We start from the raw sequence: 17,024 nt of genomic DNA, 5'->3' as shown, positions 1-17,024 counted from the left end.
ATGTACTTAATAGTTGTATTAATTCATCGAGAGTCTAAATATGAAAATTTCTAAACTGTCTGCCGTATTGGCATTGGCTGTAAGCGCCGCTACTATTTCTTCTTTCTCTGCACAAGCGGCTGACGGTACTATTACTTTCAACGGTAAAGTGACTGACCAGACTTGTACTATCAGCACTCCAGGCGGTAAAGATTTCACCGTAACTCTGCCAACTGTTTCTGCTTCAACTCTGGCAACTCAGAGCGCGACTGCCGGCCGTACTCCATTTGCAATCAATCTGACCAAATGTTCTAAAGGCCAGGTAGCCACTTATTTCGAACCAGGCGCAACGGTTGATTTCAACACTGGCCGTCTGAACAACCAGGCGCAGGCTGATGCAGCGACTAACGTGCAAATTCAGTTGCTGGGCAGCAACAACCAGTTCCTGCCAATTCTGGCAGCCGGCACTAACGGTGCACAGAATAACTCTCAGTGGGTTACCGTTGCTAACGAAGGCGATTCTGCTGATCTGAACTACTACGCTGAATATTACGCGACCAATGCTGCCGGCGCTGGTGATGTGACTTCAAGCGTTCAGTACACCATCATTTACCAATAAGTCATATTCTTATTCGGGCGGGGGATAATACTCCCGCCGTTTTTCCCTACCGTAGTGATAAAATAATGAAAAAATCATTTAAAAAATACAGCGTATTGCTGATCGCCACGCTATTCAGCAGCAGCGTTTTTTCCAGTGTCATCATTAACGGTACGCGTATTATTTATCCGGGAAAACAACGGGAAGTTACCGTCCAATTATCAAATAATGGAACTTCACCGGCATTGATCCAATCCTGGATTGACGAAGGCGATGCGAAAACCACGCCAGAGAACAGCAAGGCGCCGTTTATCGTTTCCCCGCCAATCAGCCGTGTTGAACCGGCGACTGGCCAGGCGCTGCGTGTTTCACTGACCACGTCAGCACTGGCACAAGACAAAGAATCCCTGTTCTGGTTGAACGTACTGGAGATCCCTCCTGCGCCGACCGGGGCAAACAACAGCACGCCTGAGAACTTTTTACAGGTGGCTTTCCGCACCCGCGTCAAACTGCTGTATCGTCCGGCCGGCCTGACCGGCGAAGCGAACGATGCGCCTGAAAAACTGCAGTGGCGCTTTAGCGGTGCCGGCGTCAGCGTGAAAAATCCAACGCCGTATTACGTGTCGTTCACCGAAATCAATGCCGTCGTCAACCAGAAAAAAGTGCCGTTGGCGCCACACGGCGACATGCTGGCCCCAGGCCAGGAAAAAACGCTGTCGTTTTCCGGTGACAGCTCGCGCATTGCGGACGTTGCATTTACCACCATCAACGATTTTGGCGGACGCGTGTCCCGCACTAAGAATAAGCAAAAGTAACTCTTGGAAGAGAGACTCATATCCCCGAGCGCAAGCTGTCGGCGGGGTGAGCTTAATTTGGTAAAGGAATGCTTTTATATGAAAGAGTTGCCTATCTCTGCGGCCATTAAACTGGCGCTATTTAACTATAAATCGATTCTGTTGTTGACCGGTGGCGCGCTTTTCCTGGCTGCCCCCGGCTTTGCCCGGGCGGAAATCGCTGCCGACAGCAAAAAGCCCGCCGCACCGGTTGAAGCGTCCTTCAACAGCAGCTTTCTGATTGGGGAGGCGCAAGGGGTCGATCTTTCGCGTTTCCGCGACGGTAACCCTATTCTGGCAGGCAAATACTCGCTCGACGTTTATGTTAACGGGGAGTGGAAAGGCAAGAAAAGTATCGATTTCAAAAACGTGCCGGGTAAAAACAGTGCCGATACCTGTTTTTCTCTGCTGTCGTTGGATGAGTTCGGTGTGGATACTGCGGCGTTGAGCAGCGATCCCTCGGTCAATACCGATACCTGTAAAAGCCTGTCGCAGTGGGTGCCGGAAGCCTATTATCGCCTTGATACCAGTTCGCTGCGGATGGATATCAGTATCCCGCAGGCATCGCTGCGCCGCAGTGCGCGTGGTTACGTTGACCCGAAATTCTGGGATCGCGGCATTACCGCCGGCAGCCTGTCGTATAATTTTAATGCCTTTAATACCCACAGTTCTGCCAACGGCAGCAACGCGGATTCAACCAATGCCTACCTGACCCTGAACGCCGGGTTAAACGTGGCCGGTTGGCAGTTGCGCCACGACTCTAACGTCAACTGGCGCTCCAACGAAAGTACCCATTGGCAAAACACCGCCACTTACGCACAGCGCGCCATCCCGGCCGTGCGCGGCATGCTGACGTTGGGCGATACCTATACCAGCGGCGACTTCTTTGATTCTATCGGTTTTCGCGGCGTGCAGGTCGCGACTGATGACCGCATGCTGCCTGACTCGCTGAACGGTTATGCGCCCGTAGTGCGTGGCGTGGCGCAGAGTAACGCGCTGGTGGAGATCCGCCAGAATAATCAGTTGATCTACCAGACTACCGTTGCCCCGGGTGAATTCGTGATTAACGATCTTTACCCTACCGGTTACGGCGGCGATTTGAACGTCACCGTCAACGAGGCCGACGGCAGCAAACGCCAGTTCAGCGTGCCATACGCTTCGGTAGCGCAGATGTTGCGCCCGGGGATCCAGCGTTATGCCCTGACAGCCGGCCGAGTGCGCGATGATAATTTGAGCAAGGAACCCGATATGTTCCAGGCGACTTATCAGCGCGGGTTCACCAATATCATCACCGGCTACACCGGTGCTATCGCCAGTGACGGTTACAGCGCCGTGCTGTTGGGTAGCGCGGTGGCAACGCCGATCGGCGCCTTTGCTCTGGATGTGACCCAGGCCAATACTCGCCTGAAGCAGGGCGACCAATCCGGCCAGAGCTATAAGCTCAGCTACAGCAAGTTGATGACTGAAACCAACACCAACTTCACTATCGCCGCTTACCGTTATTCCACCTCCGGTTACCTTTCGTTGCGTGATGCCGTTTACTCGCGAGACAACGAACGCAAGAACCTGAGCGCCGACGCCGTTAACCGCCAGCGCAGCGAATACCAACTGACCCTGAACCAGGGTCTGGGCGATAATTTCGGCTCTTTGTATATCACCGGTTCGGTCCGCGATTACTGGAACCGGGGTGGCAGCACCAAGCAATATCAGGTGGGTTATAACAACTATTATGGCCGCGTCACCTATGGTCTGTCCGCCATGCGTACCTCGGACATGTATAACCGCGATGAGACCCGTTATTACCTGACGCTGTCGATCCCGTTCAGCGTGGGTTCGCAGACTCTGAGCCTGAACAGTTCACTGGGCTATACCGATAACGGCTACGACAGCAGCCGCGTGGGTATCAACGGTTCTACCGGTGAAGATAACAACGTCAGCTACAGCGCGACGCTGGCCAACGATCAATCCGGCGGTACCAACAGCAGCGTAAGCGGCGAATACCGCAGCCGGTTCTCGACGCTGAACGGCTCTTACAGCTACGGCAAGGATTATCGTCAGTCGTCGATCGGCGCATCGGGCAGCGTAGTGGCCCACAGCGGTGGGGTGACCATGACGCCGCAGCGCGGCCAGACCATGGTGCTGGTAGAGGCGCCGGACGCCGCCGGGGCTATCGTGACCAACTCGCCGGGCGTGCGTATCGATGACAACGGCTATGCGGTGGTTCCTTATGTGGCGCCATACCGCATGACCAGCGTAACGCTCGATCCAGGCGGCATGTCGCGCGATGTGGAACTGGAAAGCAGCAGCCAGCAGATTGCGCCTTACGCCGGCGCCATCGCACGGCTGGAGTTCAAGACCACCAAAGGCCAGGCGTTGATCATCCATGCTCTCGGCCCGGACGGCAACGCATTGCCGTTTGGCTCGGAAGTGCTGGACACCCGTAATCAGGTGGTGGGTATCGTTGGCCAGGGCAGCCGTATCTACTTGCGTACGGAAGCGAAGAAAGGGTTGTTACAGGTGAAATGGGGCACGCAGCCGACGCAGCAGTGTTCTGTCAGCTACAGCGCGAAAGCGCAGGGCAATACTGACTACGAAATTATTGAAGCGAGTTGCAAATGATGAAATTAACGCGTGTTCTTTCGCTGAACAAAACGGCGGTCCAACGGTTGGCGCTGTTCGGCGTGTTGATGGCTGCCGGTCATAGCGCTTATGCCAGCTGTACGGTCACCAGCGGTTACAAGGCGCAGGTGATCAATATGAAGCTCGGGCGCGTGCTGGTCACGCCTGGCAGCCAGGTCGGTGATACCCTGGTCACCGGCCAGTTCCCGATTAATGCCGTGAATGGCATCGGTCGTTGCAACAGCAGTGGCGGCAGCGCCATCGGCCAGATATTGCAGGGGAGCCGCTCTACTCTTTCCAACGTCTGGAGCACCAATATTCCGGGGATTGGCATCCGTTTGTATCGTGAAGCAGGATCGATCAGCACCTTTTACCCGCATACCTTACGGCTGGGCGGGAACACGACCGTTAACCTGAACGGCGGTTACTTCAAGATCGATGTGGTGAAAACGGCGGCTCAGACAGGCACCGGCCAACTGACTACCGGGCTATATACCAATTATTATATGGATGGTAGCGGTCCTGGGTTGCCCTTGCTGCAATCGATTGTCGACGCCAACAGCCTGACGATTGTCACCTCGACCTGTAACGTCGACAGTGGCTCAAAGGACAAGGTCGTCAATCTGGACAGCGTCACGGCAGCCTCTTTTGGCGGCGTTGGCTCAACCCAGGGTGAAAAAATGTTTGATATCAACATCAACTGCGTTGGCGGCGTCGGTGAAGATCTGTTGCCGGGCAGTGCCGGGCAGGGGATTGTGAATGTGCGTTTCAATTACGATCAGGATACCTCCAATGCACCTGGCGTGATCAAATCGCAGCCCGGTGCCAATACGGCCTCCGGCGTTGCCGTGCAGCTGTTGACGGGCACCACGACGCAGCCTATCAAGAATGGCGATGCGGTCAATGCCGGCCGTACCGTGCCGAACCAGGCCAATACCCTGACCCTGCCGTTGAAAGCCCGTTACTACCGTACCGGTACCACGATCAAAGGCGGTAATATCAAGTCGACCGCCACCTTTACCATCGAATACAACTGAGTATTGCGGGCATTAAAAAAGCCAATGGGGTTGCCCATTGGCTTTTTGCTTTGTGGCCGTCTCAGCGCAGGCCCATCCAATGAGTGCAGGGGCTATCCACGCATTTCCCCGCATACCATACATGCACGCCCGGCGACTCGTGCCGGTGCCCGTTCAGCGGCGCGATGGGTTGCGGACGCATTTCCACCACGTCCCAGCGCGTAGTGCGGCGATATACCGCCGGCGTTTTGCCGAACTGTTTTTTAAACGCGCGTGAAAATGACGGTTGGGAATCAAAATGGAACTGCAGGGCGATGTCGAGAATAGGGCGTGGAGTCGAACGCAGCGCCTGCGCGGCCTGGGACAGGCGGCGCTCGCGGATATAGCTGCCCAGCGCATGGCCGGTGGTGCTGCGGAACATCCTTTGCAGGTGCCATTTGGAGTAGCCTGACTTCGCCGCCACGTTGTCCAACAGCAGCGGTTGATCCAGGTGAGTTTCAATCCAGTTCAGCAAATCGTGAATGATATTGACGCGATCCATTGTTTAAGTTCTCCCGCGGTACGGCATTCAGGTCACAGTAGGTAAGAGTAATTATCCAAGATAGTTCTTTGATAATAGGCCGCAGAACCGGGTTACGCAAGTGTTAACTGGGAGGATAAAGGTGGCTAAACGTGCTTTTCCAGCCGTGGGGAAACAAAAAAGGCCGCGCGAGGCGGCCTTGATGGAAGGGGGAACGAACGTCTGTCAGTTAGTTTCCGGCTTCACTTCGATATAGTCCAACTGCAAGACGCTGCTGGTGTAGCCGCGGATCTTGTTGGTCATTTCAATATCGCCGTTCAGCTTGTGACCATAGGATGGAATGATCTCTTTCAGCTTGCTCTGCCATTCCGGCGTCGCCACTTTATCTTTGAACACTTTTTCCATCAGGTGCAGCATGATTGGCGCCGCGGTAGAGGCGCCCGGTGATGCGCCGAGCAGGGCGGCGATGCTGCCGTCCTCGGAACTGACCACTTCGGTGCCGAACTGCAATACGCCGCCTTTCTCATCGTCTTTCTTGATGATTTGCACGCGTTGGCCGGCGGTCCACAGCTTCCAGTCGGCCTGTTTGGCTTCAGGGAAGTACTCTTTCAGCGCAGCGAAACGGTCATCGTCGTTCATCATCAACTGGCCAACCAGGTATTTCACCAGGTCGAAGTTATCCAGCCCGACGTGGGTCATCGGCATCAAGTTAGACGTGCTCAGCGAGTGCAGCAGATCGAACAGCGAACCGTTTTTCAGGAACTTGCTGGAGAAGGTGGCGAACGGCCCGAACAGGACGACGCGCTTGCCGTCCAGCATGCGGGTATCCAGGTGCGGAACCGACATTGGCGGCGAACCTACGCTGGCCAGACCGTACACCTTGGCCAGATGCTGATTCGCCACTTCCGGATTGGTGGTCACCAGGAACTGGCCGCCGACCGGGAAACCGCCGTAGCCGTCGGCTTCAGGAATGCCGGATTTCTGCAACAGCGTCAGGGATGCGCCGCCTGCACCGATAAACACGAACTTGGCGTTAACGGTGGTTTCTTTACCGTCACGGTTCAGATCGGCCACGGTGACGCGCCAGGTGTTGTCGGCGTTGCGTTTGATATCGCGCACTTCATGGCTCAGATTCAGCTTGAAGTTAGGATTTTTGGTCAGCGTATCCACCAGTTGATGGGTGATCACGCCAAAGTTGACGTCGGTACCCAGCGGCATGCGGGTCGCGGCGATTTTCTGCGCCGGATCGCGGCCGTTCATCACCAGCGGCGCCCACTGTTTAATCTGGTTGGGATCTTCGGAGTATTCCATCCCACGGAACAGGGTGCTGTGCTGCAGCGCCGCATAGCGTTTGCGCAGGAAGTTGACGTTATCGTCACCCCAGACAAAGCTCATGTGCGGTACGCTGTTAATAAAGGATTTTGGATCTTTCAGGACGTTATTTTTCACCTGATAAGACCAGAACTGACGAGAAATTTCAAAAGACTCGTTAACCACCACGGCTTTGCTGATATCAATGGTGCCGTCTTCTTTCTCTGGGGTGTAGTTCATTTCGGCGAAAGCGGAGTGGCCGGTACCGGCATTATTCCAGCCGTTGGAACTTTCTTCCGCAACGCCGCTCATGCGCTCATACATGTCGATGGACCAGTTCGGCTCCAGCTCATGCAGGTAAGTCCCCAGGGTGGCGCTCATGATGCCGCCGCCAATCAGTACCACATCGACGGTCTTATTCTCTTCTGCTGCAGCCTGTTGCGTGACGCCGAACAGATTCAGACAGAAGATCAGGACGAGTATTTTTCTCATTAAATCAAATCTCTTATGTGTAAATTCTACTCATTGCAGGTGAAAGAATTTATCGGGAGTTACCCTGGAAATAAGTCAAAACAGACCGCTCGGCATCAGCCGAATTGCAGTGATAATGTCTTTTTGTTAATAGTTTTCTTTAACGAAAAGTGGATTATTACAAGCCATCTGGAGGCGGATTGTTCAACTCAGGTTACTGAGGGGATATTATTGTTTGCGAGAATGTTAAAAACTACTTTTGTAACTAAAAAAAGAGGAATATAGGCAGGAATAATTCATTTATTATTGCGGGCTAAATATAACCGCTAAATTAGCAGGGTTTAATTGCCGCCGATTTAAACGATATTGCCTTATCACACAATATTTAACGATCAATTGCAAAGACTAGCCGGTAACAAAAAGAAAATGGCCGCCGTGAGGCGACCAGAATCCGATTAGCGCGGTTGCCAAATACCGCGGGTTGCCGTGTCGACGGCATAGGTGCTGAAATCACGCGCCGGGCGCCCAAGGCTGCGTTGAACGCCGTCGGTCAGTGACGCATTGCGCCCGTCCAGCACCGTACTGAATAAATACTCCAGCAAACTGACCATCTCCTCCGGCAATTGCGCTTCGCGCAGATAACCGACGTAATCGGCTATCGGCACCTGCCGGTAGTGAATCTCGCGTCCGCTGGCGGCGGCAATCTCGTTAATGGCTTGTTCAAACGTCATCAGTCGCGGGCCGGTTAACTCATACACTGTATTGCTGTGGCCGGGCTGAGTGAGAGCGGCGACTGCGGCGTCGGCGATATCGTCGGCATCAATAAAGGGTTCTGGAATTTCGCCCGGCGGCAAATAAACCGTACCGTTCAGCAGCTCATCGAGAATAAAGCTTTCGCTGAAGTTTTGCATAAACCAGCTGGCGCGCAATATCGTCCAGTCCGCGCCGCTGCGCTCGACCACTTCCTCTGCCTGCCGGGCTTCGTCTTCTCCGCGCCCGCTGAGCAACACGATCTTTTGCACGCCGCCCGTTACCGCCTGTCGGCAAAAACGTTCAACGGTGTCGATGGCACCCGGCACGGCCAGATCGGGCTGGAAGCTGAGATACAGCTTTTTCACATCCTGTAAGGCCGCTTGCCAACTGCCGCTGTCCTCCCAGTCAAAAGGAATGGCTGCGCCACGATGGCCGGCCCGTATTGCCACGCCTTGTTGTTGCAAACGCGCTGCTACACGGCTGCCGGTTTTACCGGTGGCGCCTAAAACCAGTATCGGTGAGGTCTTGTCGCTGTTATCCATCGTTCATCTCCAAAATGTGAGTGTTACTCATGTTTTGTAAATATGATAAACCCTCGTATTATTGTCAAGGCAGTTTTTGGTTCAAAGGACGATGCTGATGAATGACAAGCAAAAAAATCCGCCCGCGTTGCGGCGGAAACCCAGCCAGACGCGGAGCCGCGAGAAGGTGGAGCTGATCCTGGGCTGCGCCACCGCACTGATAGCCCAGCAGGGCAGCGATGCGATGCGCATGAGCGAAGTGGCGCAAAATGCCGGTATTTCCATTGGGGCGCTGTATCAGTACTTTCCGGATAAGACCGCGATCGTGCGCGTGTTGGCGCAGCGTTATAACCAGGAAGCGCGCGAATGCATTGAGCAGTGTTTAACTCAGGTGCAGGATTTTCCGCAACTGATCGACGCTTTTGGTTGCCTGATTGACGAATATTATGCCTTGTTTATGGCCGAGCCCGTCATGCGGGATATCTGGGCGGCGACGCAGGCCAGCAAAACCCTGCGCGAGGAAGAGGTGGCGGAAAGCCGGCTGAACGGTGCGTTGCTGGCGGCGGCGATACGGCGTTTGCGGCCACAGGCGGATCCCGTTGCCGTTGAAAATGCCGCTTTTCTGCTGATGCATCTGGGAGAGGCGACGATGCGCCTGGCGGTCAGTACCGGCCCCGATGAGGGCCGCGAACTGGTGGAGAGTTATAAGCAAATGGCGGCGAAGGTGCTGGCAGATGCCTAGAACGCGTTATGGCAGCCTGCGCTGCCACTCTTCGTTCAACAAGGCGTAAATAAACTCGTCGCCCCACTCGCCGTTGAAACGATCGTTTTGCCGCAGGTGCGCCTCTTTGCGCATGCCCAGCCGCTCGACCACGCCGATCGAGCCCCGGTTGGCGGCGTCGAGCCGGGCAAAGATGCGGTGGCAGCCCACTTCGCTGAAGCCACGCTCCAGCACCGCGCGCACCGCTTCTGCGGCGTAGCCTTTACCGGCGTAGGCCGGGTTGAAGATATAGCCGATCTCTGCTTGCAATGCCTCGCGGTTGGCCAGTTTCAGCAGCACTTCACCGATCAATTCCCCGCTGTCTTGCAGGGTGACCGCACAATAAAAGATATCGCCATCCTCACTGAAACGCGAAGCCACCGCCTGGGAAAGCTGTTCTTCCAACTGCGCGTCGTTCGGCGTGGGGGCGTACAGATAACGATAAACCGCCGGCAGACGGTGATAAGCCGCGTAGGCGTTGAGATCGACAGGGGTAAAGCGGCGTAGCCGCAGGCGTTCGGTAGTCAATGGCAGGCTAATCAACTGCAAGGGTTCATCCTTTCATCTGGGCGCTTGGGCGCGAAGTGAAGACGTGAGGGTGAATATAGCCGTTAATCGATCATTTTTAACCTGTTAAAGCCGCTTCTCCCCCTGATATTCCGGAGGAGAAGGGGTAGCGCTAGCTACCTGGCAACCAACTTACTTGATCGCCATAGCGTCACGCATGGTGTAGAACAGGTCGGTCTGATCGGTCAGGCCCACGACGTTTGCGGCATGAGGGCCGTAGGCGGCAACGCGCAACTGAGTGCCGGTGTGTCCCTGAGAGCCTTCCTCCGAGTTACCGTAGCTGATGGTCATTGGCGCGCCATCTTTGGTGGTCAGCGTTTGCGTCAGGCCTGGAGCCTTGGCATCGACGGCAATAATCTGACTGGAATGGGCGTGGTCGGCGGTGACAATCACCAGCGTGTTGCCGTCGGCGCGGGCAAAGGCCAGCGCTTTTTGTACCGCTTCATCCAGATCGACCGTTTCGCCGAACTGGCCGCAAGGGTTGGCTTCATGGTCCTGCTTGTCGATCGAGGCGCCTTCCACCTGCAGGAAGAAACCGTTCTGCTGGTTTTTCAGCAGGTCTATCGCTTTTTCGGTCATTGCCGCCAGCGTTGGGATATCGGCAGTACGTGCCGGGTTGTTCTCGCAGGTGACCGCCGGTTGGTCGATATTACCGTGATGCGAGGCTTTCGGGCCCTGCCAGCGCACCGGCATATTGCCGGCGGCAAACAACCCCAGCAGCGGTTTTTGCTGATTGGCTACGCTGACGGCATTCAGGCCGTCGAGGTTTTCCACCCACTGATAACCCAGCGCAGTTGCCTGGTCTTTCAATGATTTTCCCTGCCATTCGCCGCTTTTCGCCAGCTGATTAAAGGATTTCGCTCCACCGCCCAGCGAGACGTCGGCGCGGGTTTTGAGCAATTGCTCGGTGATCGAGCCGCGGCCGCCATTCTCCAGCGCGTTGGTGGCGCATTTTTCGCTGGTTTCTTCCGGGCCGTAACATTTGCGTGAGGTGACATGCGAGACCTGCGCGGCCGGTGTGGCGTCCTGCAACTCGGCGGTGGAGACGTTACCGGTGGCTTTGCCCGCCGCCTTGGCGATCTCCAGCAGCGTCGGCTGATCCTTGCCGTTGACGTCAACTCCCAGCGCGCCGTTATAGGTTTTTACGCCGGTGGACCATGCGGTCGCCGAGGCGGCAGAGTCTGTCACGTAATCCGGTTTGTGGGTTTTCTTGTCCAGCGAGTAATGGGTGTATTGGCCGGTCAACGGCAGGGCATCAATGCCTTTAAAATAGCCGCCCGCGCCTTCTGCGTAGTTGCGCGCCGAGGTGATTTCAGAATCGCCCATGCCGTCGCCGATCAATAAAATCACGTTTTTAACCGTTTTGTCTGACAGCGAGGCTTTCAGCGCGGCGGTTTGATCGCCGCTCAGGCGGCGTGCGCCGCCCGGCTCCACGATGTTGCCGCGCGCCGCGCGCTCGGAAAGACCCGCGGTATTGGCCGGTGTTTCATCGGCGAAGGCGGCAGAACAAAGCAGGGCGGATAACACGGCACCGGCGATCAGGGAAAGGGATTGCTGCATGGGGAAAGCTCCTTGTCATAATTCAAAATATATCAATTTGTTAGGCAGGGAGAGTAGTGCAGAGGTGTGACACTTTTATGACGAGACGGGGGGCTGAAATGGGATAGCCGGCGGCTATCCCAGGCAATAAATTATTCGCTGCGGGCGGGAATATTCAGGCCGCGTTGGACTGCCGGGCGTGCCAAACCGCGCTCCAGCCATTGCCCCACCCGTGGGAAACTGTCGAATTCCACCAGCTCGCGCGCCTCGTAGAAGCCGATCAGGTTGCGCACCCAGCCCAGCAGTGAAATATCGGCGATGGTGTAATCCTCGCCCATGATCCAGTCACGGCCTTCGAGGCGGCTTTCCAGCACGCCGAGCAGGCGTTTGGATTCATTTTTATAACGCTCCAGCGGGCGTTTATCTTCGTATTCGCGCCCGGCGAAGCGGTGGAAGAAGCCGAGCTGGCCGAACATCGGGCCGACCGCGGCCATCTGGAAAAATACCCATTGGATGGTTTCGTAACGCTGCGCGGGATCCTGCGGCAGGAATTGACCGCTTTTCTCTGCCAGATACAGCAGGATGGCACCGGATTCAAACAGCGGCAGCGGCTTACCGCCTGGGCCATCGGGATCGATAATCGATGGGATTTTACCGTTCGGGTTCAGCGACAGAAATTCCGGCGTCCAGGTTTCATTTTTGCCGATATCGATCAGATGCGCTTCATACGGCAGGCCGATTTCCTCCAGCATTATGGAGACTTTTACGCCGTTAGGCGTCGGCAAGGAGTAAAGCTGCAGGCGTTCCGGATGCTGCGCCGGCCACAGTTTGGTGATGGGGAATTGTGTTTGATCGAGCATGAGGAGTCCTCGGGTTGACGGTTTGCCTATTGAGTATTGCACCAACGCTAACGCGTTGCGGGGCTAAAGCGTGAGGTCAAAATGTGCTTTCAGAGCATTCTTGCCGGCGGTGGTGAGTTGCAGCTCGCGGCTATCGAGCCGGCGCCTTATCCAGCCACGCTCGAGAAAAGCGTCAAGCATCGCTGCGCCAAGTGCGCCACCGAGGTGAGCCTTGCGTTCGCTCCAGTCCAGACAGCCGCAGGCGAAGCGCCGCCGCGAAGGCGCAGGCGTGCAGTCGACGCCCAACCGCGTCAGGGCAGCCTGCCCCGCCTCGCTCAGCCGGTAGTCTTCCTCGCCCACCAGCCAGGCCAACCGATGCAAACGGTCATGCAGTTTTACCGCCACTTCACCGGCCATATGATCGTAGCAGGTGCGGGCGAATTGCAGCGAGGTGGGAGTCGTGCTTTTCACCGCCGGCCGTTCGACGCCGGCCAGCGCCATCAGCGTTTCCAGCACATCGGCCACCGGTTGCCCCGCCAGGCGGAAATAGCGATAGCGCCCCTGTTTGACGCAGGCGATCAACCTCTGTTCCTGCAAGCGCGCCAAATGCCCGCTGGCGGTAGAGGCGGCGACGTCCACGGCGGCGCTGAGCTCGGTGGCGGTATAGGCGCGCCCGTCCATCAGCAGGCACAACATGCGCGCACGGGTACGGTCGGCGATAGCGGCAGTCAGAGCTGCCAGACGATCTTCGATATCGATGTCATTCATACTTCGAGATTAGGCGAAGTATGGCTGTAGGTCTAGCCTTAGGATAGGGTTATTCTTCCTGACAGGAGCTCTCTATGATTGCCGTTATTTTTGAATTGCAGGCCGCCGACGGGCAGCGTGAAACCTACCTTCAACTGGCGGCAGAGCTAAAGCCGCTGTTGGCGGAGATTGACGGATTTATCTCCATCGAGCGCTTTCAAAGCCTGGCCGATCCGCAGCGGTTGCTGTCGCTGTCCTTTTGGCGGGACGAAGAGGCGGTAAAACAGTGGCGCAATATCGAGCAACACCGGGCTGCGCAGGCACGTGGCCGCCATGATGTGCTGGCGCAGTATCGCCTGCGGGTGGCTGAGGTGATGCGCGACTATGGTTTGGATCAGCGGGATCAAGCGCCGCAGGACAGCTGCGGCTATCACGCAGGTTAATGCAAGGCTGGTTTTGCTGTTGACAGCACTCCCGGCTTTATTCTATTGATAGTGGATGAACAAAAACCGATTTGTATTCGCGCAGATTATTATCACCATTCTCAGAGTGGTGGGATAGCGCGTCTCTTTCAAGCCAAAACCCGCCAGTAAGGCGGGGCAATCTCTCCTCCTGCTGGCCATCACCCAGGAGGACGTCATGGAAAATCACCCCCAGGCTGTTTTACATCTGATGTGCGGCAAAGCCGGTTCAGGCAAGTCGACGTTGGCAAACCACTTGTCGCAGCAGCCACAAACGCTATTGATTGTTGAAGACAGCTGGCTGGCGACGCTGTATGAACAACAGATGGCCGGATTGCAGGATTACGTCCGCTATTCGGCCCGGCTACGGCAGGCATTGAGCGAACATGTTGTACAACTGCTGCGTCATGGGCTGTCGGTGGTGCTCGATTTTCCGATGAACACGCCGGATCGTCGTCTTTGGGCCAGACAACTGGCGGACGCCGCCGGCGTTAGCCATTGTCTGCATTTTCTGGACGTCAGCGATACGCAATGCAAAAGCCGGATCAAACTGAGAAATGAACAGGGCGATCATCCTTTCGTGCTGAGCGAAGAGGCTTTCGATCTGCTTACTCACTACTTTGTTCCCCCTTCTGAGGACGAACGCTTGAGTGTTGTCAGATACGGCGAGCATGCCTGAATCAGCGCATGCGGTATAGACAGCGACCTCGCTCTGCGTTGCAGAGCTGGTGTTATCCGGAAACCTATGCCAGCACATTCCAACGCTGTATAAGCCCCAGCAGATGAACCAGACCTATGCAGAGACATATCAATGAGCTTATGACGATGAAGCTGTGACTACGGCCGGTATTGCGCAACGCAACGGGGCCGGCGATACCACGCAACAAATAGATAAAGGTGATGAAGCACAGTGCGGGGCGCAGCAATGGTAGCGGCGCAATAATGCCGGCGCCGGCCAAAGCGTACAGCGCCCAGATAAACAGCACCAGGGCGATACCCGCGGTCGCGATGGCCGGAAATGTCTTGCCGGCTTCGGCGGCGCGGATAAAACGATCGCCGGCGCCGCACAGGCGATATCCGCGCGGCCCCGCCTTGATCACCCAAAGATGCACCAGGGCCGCCATGGCGCTCAGTCCTGCGCCCGTCAGTAACGCCAAATTATAAGGGGTATCCATACTTCTTTTCGCTCCTGGGACAGAACTATTGCGTCAGTTTTTGTACCTTTTCCTGAACACCCTGGTGGCAATCAGGCTGATAGTCAGCATGCCGGTGCCATTAGTTTGCTCTTTGTCTCATTAGATGATGAATCTGTGAGGCCCATCCTTGATTTATTAACAGCTTATATGAGTTTAATTTACGGTGATAATCGTTGTGGTGAATACAATTGTGTTTTCTTGAACTCAGGAGGAAATACAAACAATCCAGGATATGAAAGTGTCTTGAACAAGGCTCGCTATGCCCTGATGCCGGCACAGACTTTGCGCCAGTAGTGCAAAATGCGGGGCTATGGAAGTTAATGGCTAAGCCCCGGTATTTTTTCTTAAACTTCTGTTTTGTGCATTTGCAGGCAAGGTTCCTGCCGCCATCTCAGGGCCAGGAAATCGACTAATGCCCGCACCGCAGGCCCCACCGGCCCCGGCGGGTAAACGCAATAAACCCCGGTTTCTCTCCCAGTCCATTGCGGCAGCAGTTGCACCAATTCCCCCAAACGTATCGATTCGGCCATCGTCACGGCAGAATGAAATGCGATGCCCTGGCCGTCGATACAAAATTGTTTGACCGCATCGCCATTATCCGCTCGCATTCGGCCCTTGGGCTGAAACACCGTCTCCCCCGTGGGCCCGAACAGGCGCCAGTTCTCGCCGTCGTGGTTTGCCGTCGAGACCAGGCACTGATGCTGCCGCAGTTCCTCAAGCGTCGTCGGTGTGCCGTGCTGTTGCAGATAATTAGGTGAGGCGACCAGGATCCGCCGGTTATTGAGCAGCTTGCGCGCCACCAGGCTTGAATCCGGTAGCCGGCCAATGCGGATGGCTACCGCCACGCGCTCCGCAACAATGTCGACATAACGATCGGTCATCAACAGGTCTATTCGCAGTTGGGGAAACTGCGCCATAAAAGCCGCCAGATGTGGCGCAACATGCAGGCGGCCAAACGACAGCGAGGTGCTGACACGCAGCGTTCCCCGCGGCTGGCTTTGCTCATCGCGCATTCGCTCGTAGGCCATTCTCAATTGTTCCAGCGCGGCGCTGCAGTCTGTGAAGTAGCGCTGGCCGGCTTCGGTCAGCGACATTGCCCGGGTTGTGCGATTGATAAGCAACATATCAACCTGTTGCTCAAGCTTTTTGACCAGGCGACTGACGGCGGAAGGCGTCATATTCAGCGTTTGCGCCGCTCTGGCGAAGCTCTGATGTTCCGCCACGGCGACAAAGGCTTTTACCAGTTGCAGGGAAGGTTCTTCCATTCGTTCTCCCAGGGAATGAATGTCTGAAATTTACGGCTATTATCATCCAGATTGATGATGGTTAGAATGCGTTTTTTATCGGGAGAACCTTATGGACACTCACAATAACGCCGCCGTTTTTGCCAATCTGCACCGTCAACCACACCCATTACGTCTGCCCAATGCCTGGGACGCCGGCAGCGCATTGTTGATTGAAAGCCTAGGCGCCGCAGCGATAGCCACTACCAGCGCCGGTGTCGCATGGTCGCTGGGCTATCGCGATGGCGACAGGTTGCCGTTCGCCCCGCACCTGGCGAGCATTGCGGCGATCGCACGCGTCATTAAAGTGCCGCTCAGCGTGGATATCGAAAGTGGCTACCCGGATGAGGAAGGCAGCCTGGAAAGCCGGGTGGCGCGCTTTATTGACGCCGGTGCGGTGGGCATCAATATTCAGGATGGGGCGGATTCACCGCAGGCGCTGTGCGAGAAAATCACCCAGGCGCGCAATGTCGCGGAGCGCATGGGAGTTAAACTTTATATCAATGCGCGTACGGACGTTTATGCGCGCAGCCTGGTCCCTGCCGCCATACGGGTCAGTGAAACACTGAGGCGCGCCAAGAGTTACCACGAGGCAGGGGCGGATGGATTGTTTGTTTTGGGCGTGACGGACCCGGAAGAGATCCGCGAAATTGCCGGCCAAACCGATCTGCTGCTTAATGTGATCGCCTGGCCTGGTCTTTTGCCGGCGGAGCAACTCGCCGCGCTTGGCGTACGCCGGGTGAGCGTCGGCTCATGGATCCCGCAAAGCCTGTGGACGCACACCGCCAGATTGGCGGCAGGTTTTCTGGCCGATGGCAGTTCCGAACCGCTGTTCGGCGATGCAGCGCCTTACTCGCACATCAACGGTTATTTTCCCGATTAACGAGTCAGCGTGCCGGATGGGGGATTATCGCATTCGGCATGTTCGGGGAGCGGGGCGGTTTCCTTACCTGGCCAATCGCCGCACCTTTGCTCAAATTGTCACCTAAACTTCCCGCGATCTCTTATCCC

General features: G+C 56.0%; 17 protein-coding genes. 8 read left to right on the top strand and 9 right to left on the bottom strand.

Annotation, left to right across the window (positions count from 1 at the left end; genetic code table 11):
* The first annotated feature begins 40 nt into the window (after positions 1–40).
* From V2S86_RS12015 to V2S86_RS12000, 4 genes are all read left to right on the top strand, one after another.
* Entirely contained in the window at positions 41–598 is a 558-nt protein-coding gene (locus V2S86_RS12015; RefSeq protein WP_330762591.1) for a fimbrial protein, read from the top strand.
* Between the two features lie 65 nt (positions 599–663).
* Positions 664–1,392, top strand: coding sequence for a fimbrial biogenesis chaperone (locus tag V2S86_RS12010; RefSeq protein WP_330762590.1), 729 nt, complete (start codon positions 664–666; stop codon positions 1,390–1,392).
* A 78-nt stretch (positions 1,393–1,470) separates the two neighbouring features.
* The gene (locus V2S86_RS12005) at positions 1,471–4,029 is read left to right on the top strand and encodes a fimbria/pilus outer membrane usher protein (RefSeq protein ID WP_330762589.1); all 2,559 of its coding nucleotides are present in this window, start codon (positions 1,471–1,473) and stop codon (positions 4,027–4,029) included.
* The gene (locus tag V2S86_RS12000; RefSeq protein ID WP_330762588.1) at positions 4,026–5,066 is read left to right on the top strand and encodes a fimbrial protein; all 1,041 of its coding nucleotides are present in this window, start codon (positions 4,026–4,028) and stop codon (positions 5,064–5,066) included. Before V2S86_RS12005 ends, V2S86_RS12000 begins: the two co-directional genes overlap by 4 nt.
* A 61-nt stretch (positions 5,067–5,127) precedes the next feature.
* Here the strand turns inward: V2S86_RS12000 and V2S86_RS11995 are convergent, their stop codons facing one another.
* From V2S86_RS11995 to V2S86_RS11985, 3 genes are all read right to left on the bottom strand, one after another.
* Positions 5,128–5,586, bottom strand: coding sequence for a helix-turn-helix domain-containing protein (locus V2S86_RS11995; RefSeq protein WP_330762587.1), 459 nt, complete (start codon positions 5,584–5,586; stop codon positions 5,128–5,130).
* Between the two features lie 204 nt (positions 5,587–5,790).
* Entirely contained in the window at positions 5,791–7,368 is a 1,578-nt protein-coding gene (locus tag V2S86_RS11990; RefSeq protein ID WP_330762586.1) for a malate:quinone oxidoreductase, read from the bottom strand.
* A gap of 434 nt (positions 7,369–7,802) precedes the next feature.
* Positions 7,803–8,642: an NmrA family NAD(P)-binding protein gene (locus tag V2S86_RS11985; RefSeq protein WP_330762585.1), complete on the bottom strand. Its 840-nt coding sequence runs from the start codon at positions 8,640–8,642 to the stop codon at positions 7,803–7,805.
* A 97-nt stretch (positions 8,643–8,739) separates the two neighbouring features.
* On the opposite strand from V2S86_RS11985, the gene V2S86_RS11980 reads away from it, so the two are divergent.
* Positions 8,740–9,363 (top strand): TetR/AcrR family transcriptional regulator, encoded by a 624-nt coding sequence (locus V2S86_RS11980; RefSeq protein ID WP_330762584.1) that lies wholly within the window; start codon positions 8,740–8,742, stop codon positions 9,361–9,363.
* 6 nt (positions 9,364–9,369) lie between these two features.
* On the opposite strand, the gene V2S86_RS11975 is transcribed toward V2S86_RS11980, so the two are convergent.
* From V2S86_RS11975 to V2S86_RS11960, 4 genes are all read right to left on the bottom strand, one after another.
* On the bottom strand, positions 9,370–9,930 hold the full coding sequence (locus V2S86_RS11975; RefSeq protein ID WP_330762583.1) for a GNAT family N-acetyltransferase: 561 nt from the start codon (positions 9,928–9,930) through the stop codon (positions 9,370–9,372).
* A 150-nt stretch (positions 9,931–10,080) separates the two neighbouring features.
* Positions 10,081–11,508 carry an alkaline phosphatase gene (gene phoA, locus V2S86_RS11970; protein ID WP_330762582.1) on the bottom strand — a complete coding sequence of 476 codons (1,428 nt, stop codon included), beginning with the start codon at positions 11,506–11,508 and terminating at the stop codon, positions 10,081–10,083.
* A gap of 131 nt (positions 11,509–11,639) precedes the next feature.
* The gene (locus tag V2S86_RS11965; protein ID WP_330762581.1) at positions 11,640–12,347 is read right to left on the bottom strand and encodes a glutathione S-transferase N-terminal domain-containing protein; all 708 of its coding nucleotides are present in this window, start codon (positions 12,345–12,347) and stop codon (positions 11,640–11,642) included.
* Between the two features lie 63 nt (positions 12,348–12,410).
* On the bottom strand, positions 12,411–13,094 hold the full coding sequence (locus tag V2S86_RS11960; protein ID WP_330762580.1) for an ArsR/SmtB family transcription factor: 684 nt from the start codon (positions 13,092–13,094) through the stop codon (positions 12,411–12,413).
* Between the two features lie 74 nt (positions 13,095–13,168).
* Here V2S86_RS11960 and V2S86_RS11955 point away from each other — a divergent pair, with 74 nt between their 5' ends.
* Together V2S86_RS11955 and V2S86_RS11950 are read left to right on the top strand one after the other, a co-directional pair.
* Positions 13,169–13,516, top strand: a complete 348-nt coding sequence (locus tag V2S86_RS11955) for an antibiotic biosynthesis monooxygenase family protein (protein WP_330762579.1) — start codon at positions 13,169–13,171, stop codon at positions 13,514–13,516.
* 196 nt (positions 13,517–13,712) lie between these two features.
* Positions 13,713–14,213, top strand: coding sequence for an AAA family ATPase (locus V2S86_RS11950; RefSeq protein ID WP_330762578.1), 501 nt, complete (start codon positions 13,713–13,715; stop codon positions 14,211–14,213).
* A 64-nt stretch (positions 14,214–14,277) separates the two neighbouring features.
* Here the strand turns inward: V2S86_RS11950 and V2S86_RS11945 are convergent, their stop codons facing one another.
* Together V2S86_RS11945 and V2S86_RS11940 are read right to left on the bottom strand one after the other, a co-directional pair.
* Positions 14,278–14,709 (bottom strand): hypothetical protein, encoded by a 432-nt coding sequence (locus V2S86_RS11945; RefSeq protein WP_330762577.1) that lies wholly within the window; start codon positions 14,707–14,709, stop codon positions 14,278–14,280.
* A gap of 365 nt (positions 14,710–15,074) precedes the next feature.
* A complete protein-coding gene (locus tag V2S86_RS11940) occupies positions 15,075–15,995 on the bottom strand; it encodes a LysR family transcriptional regulator (RefSeq protein WP_330762576.1) in 921 nt (306 codons plus the stop codon).
* Between the two features lie 91 nt (positions 15,996–16,086).
* Here V2S86_RS11940 and V2S86_RS11935 point away from each other — a divergent pair, with 91 nt between their 5' ends.
* Positions 16,087–16,896, top strand: coding sequence for an isocitrate lyase/PEP mutase family protein (locus V2S86_RS11935; RefSeq protein ID WP_330762575.1), 810 nt, complete (start codon positions 16,087–16,089; stop codon positions 16,894–16,896).
* Positions 16,897–17,024: the final 128 nt, after the last annotated feature.

The organism is Serratia sp. C2(1) (assembly GCF_036352655.1).
Lineage (GTDB): Bacteria > Pseudomonadota > Gammaproteobacteria > Enterobacterales > Enterobacteriaceae > Serratia > Serratia inhibens.
The sequence above is the reverse complement of the archived record's forward strand: the minus strand, read 5'-3'. Positions and strand labels throughout refer to the sequence as shown.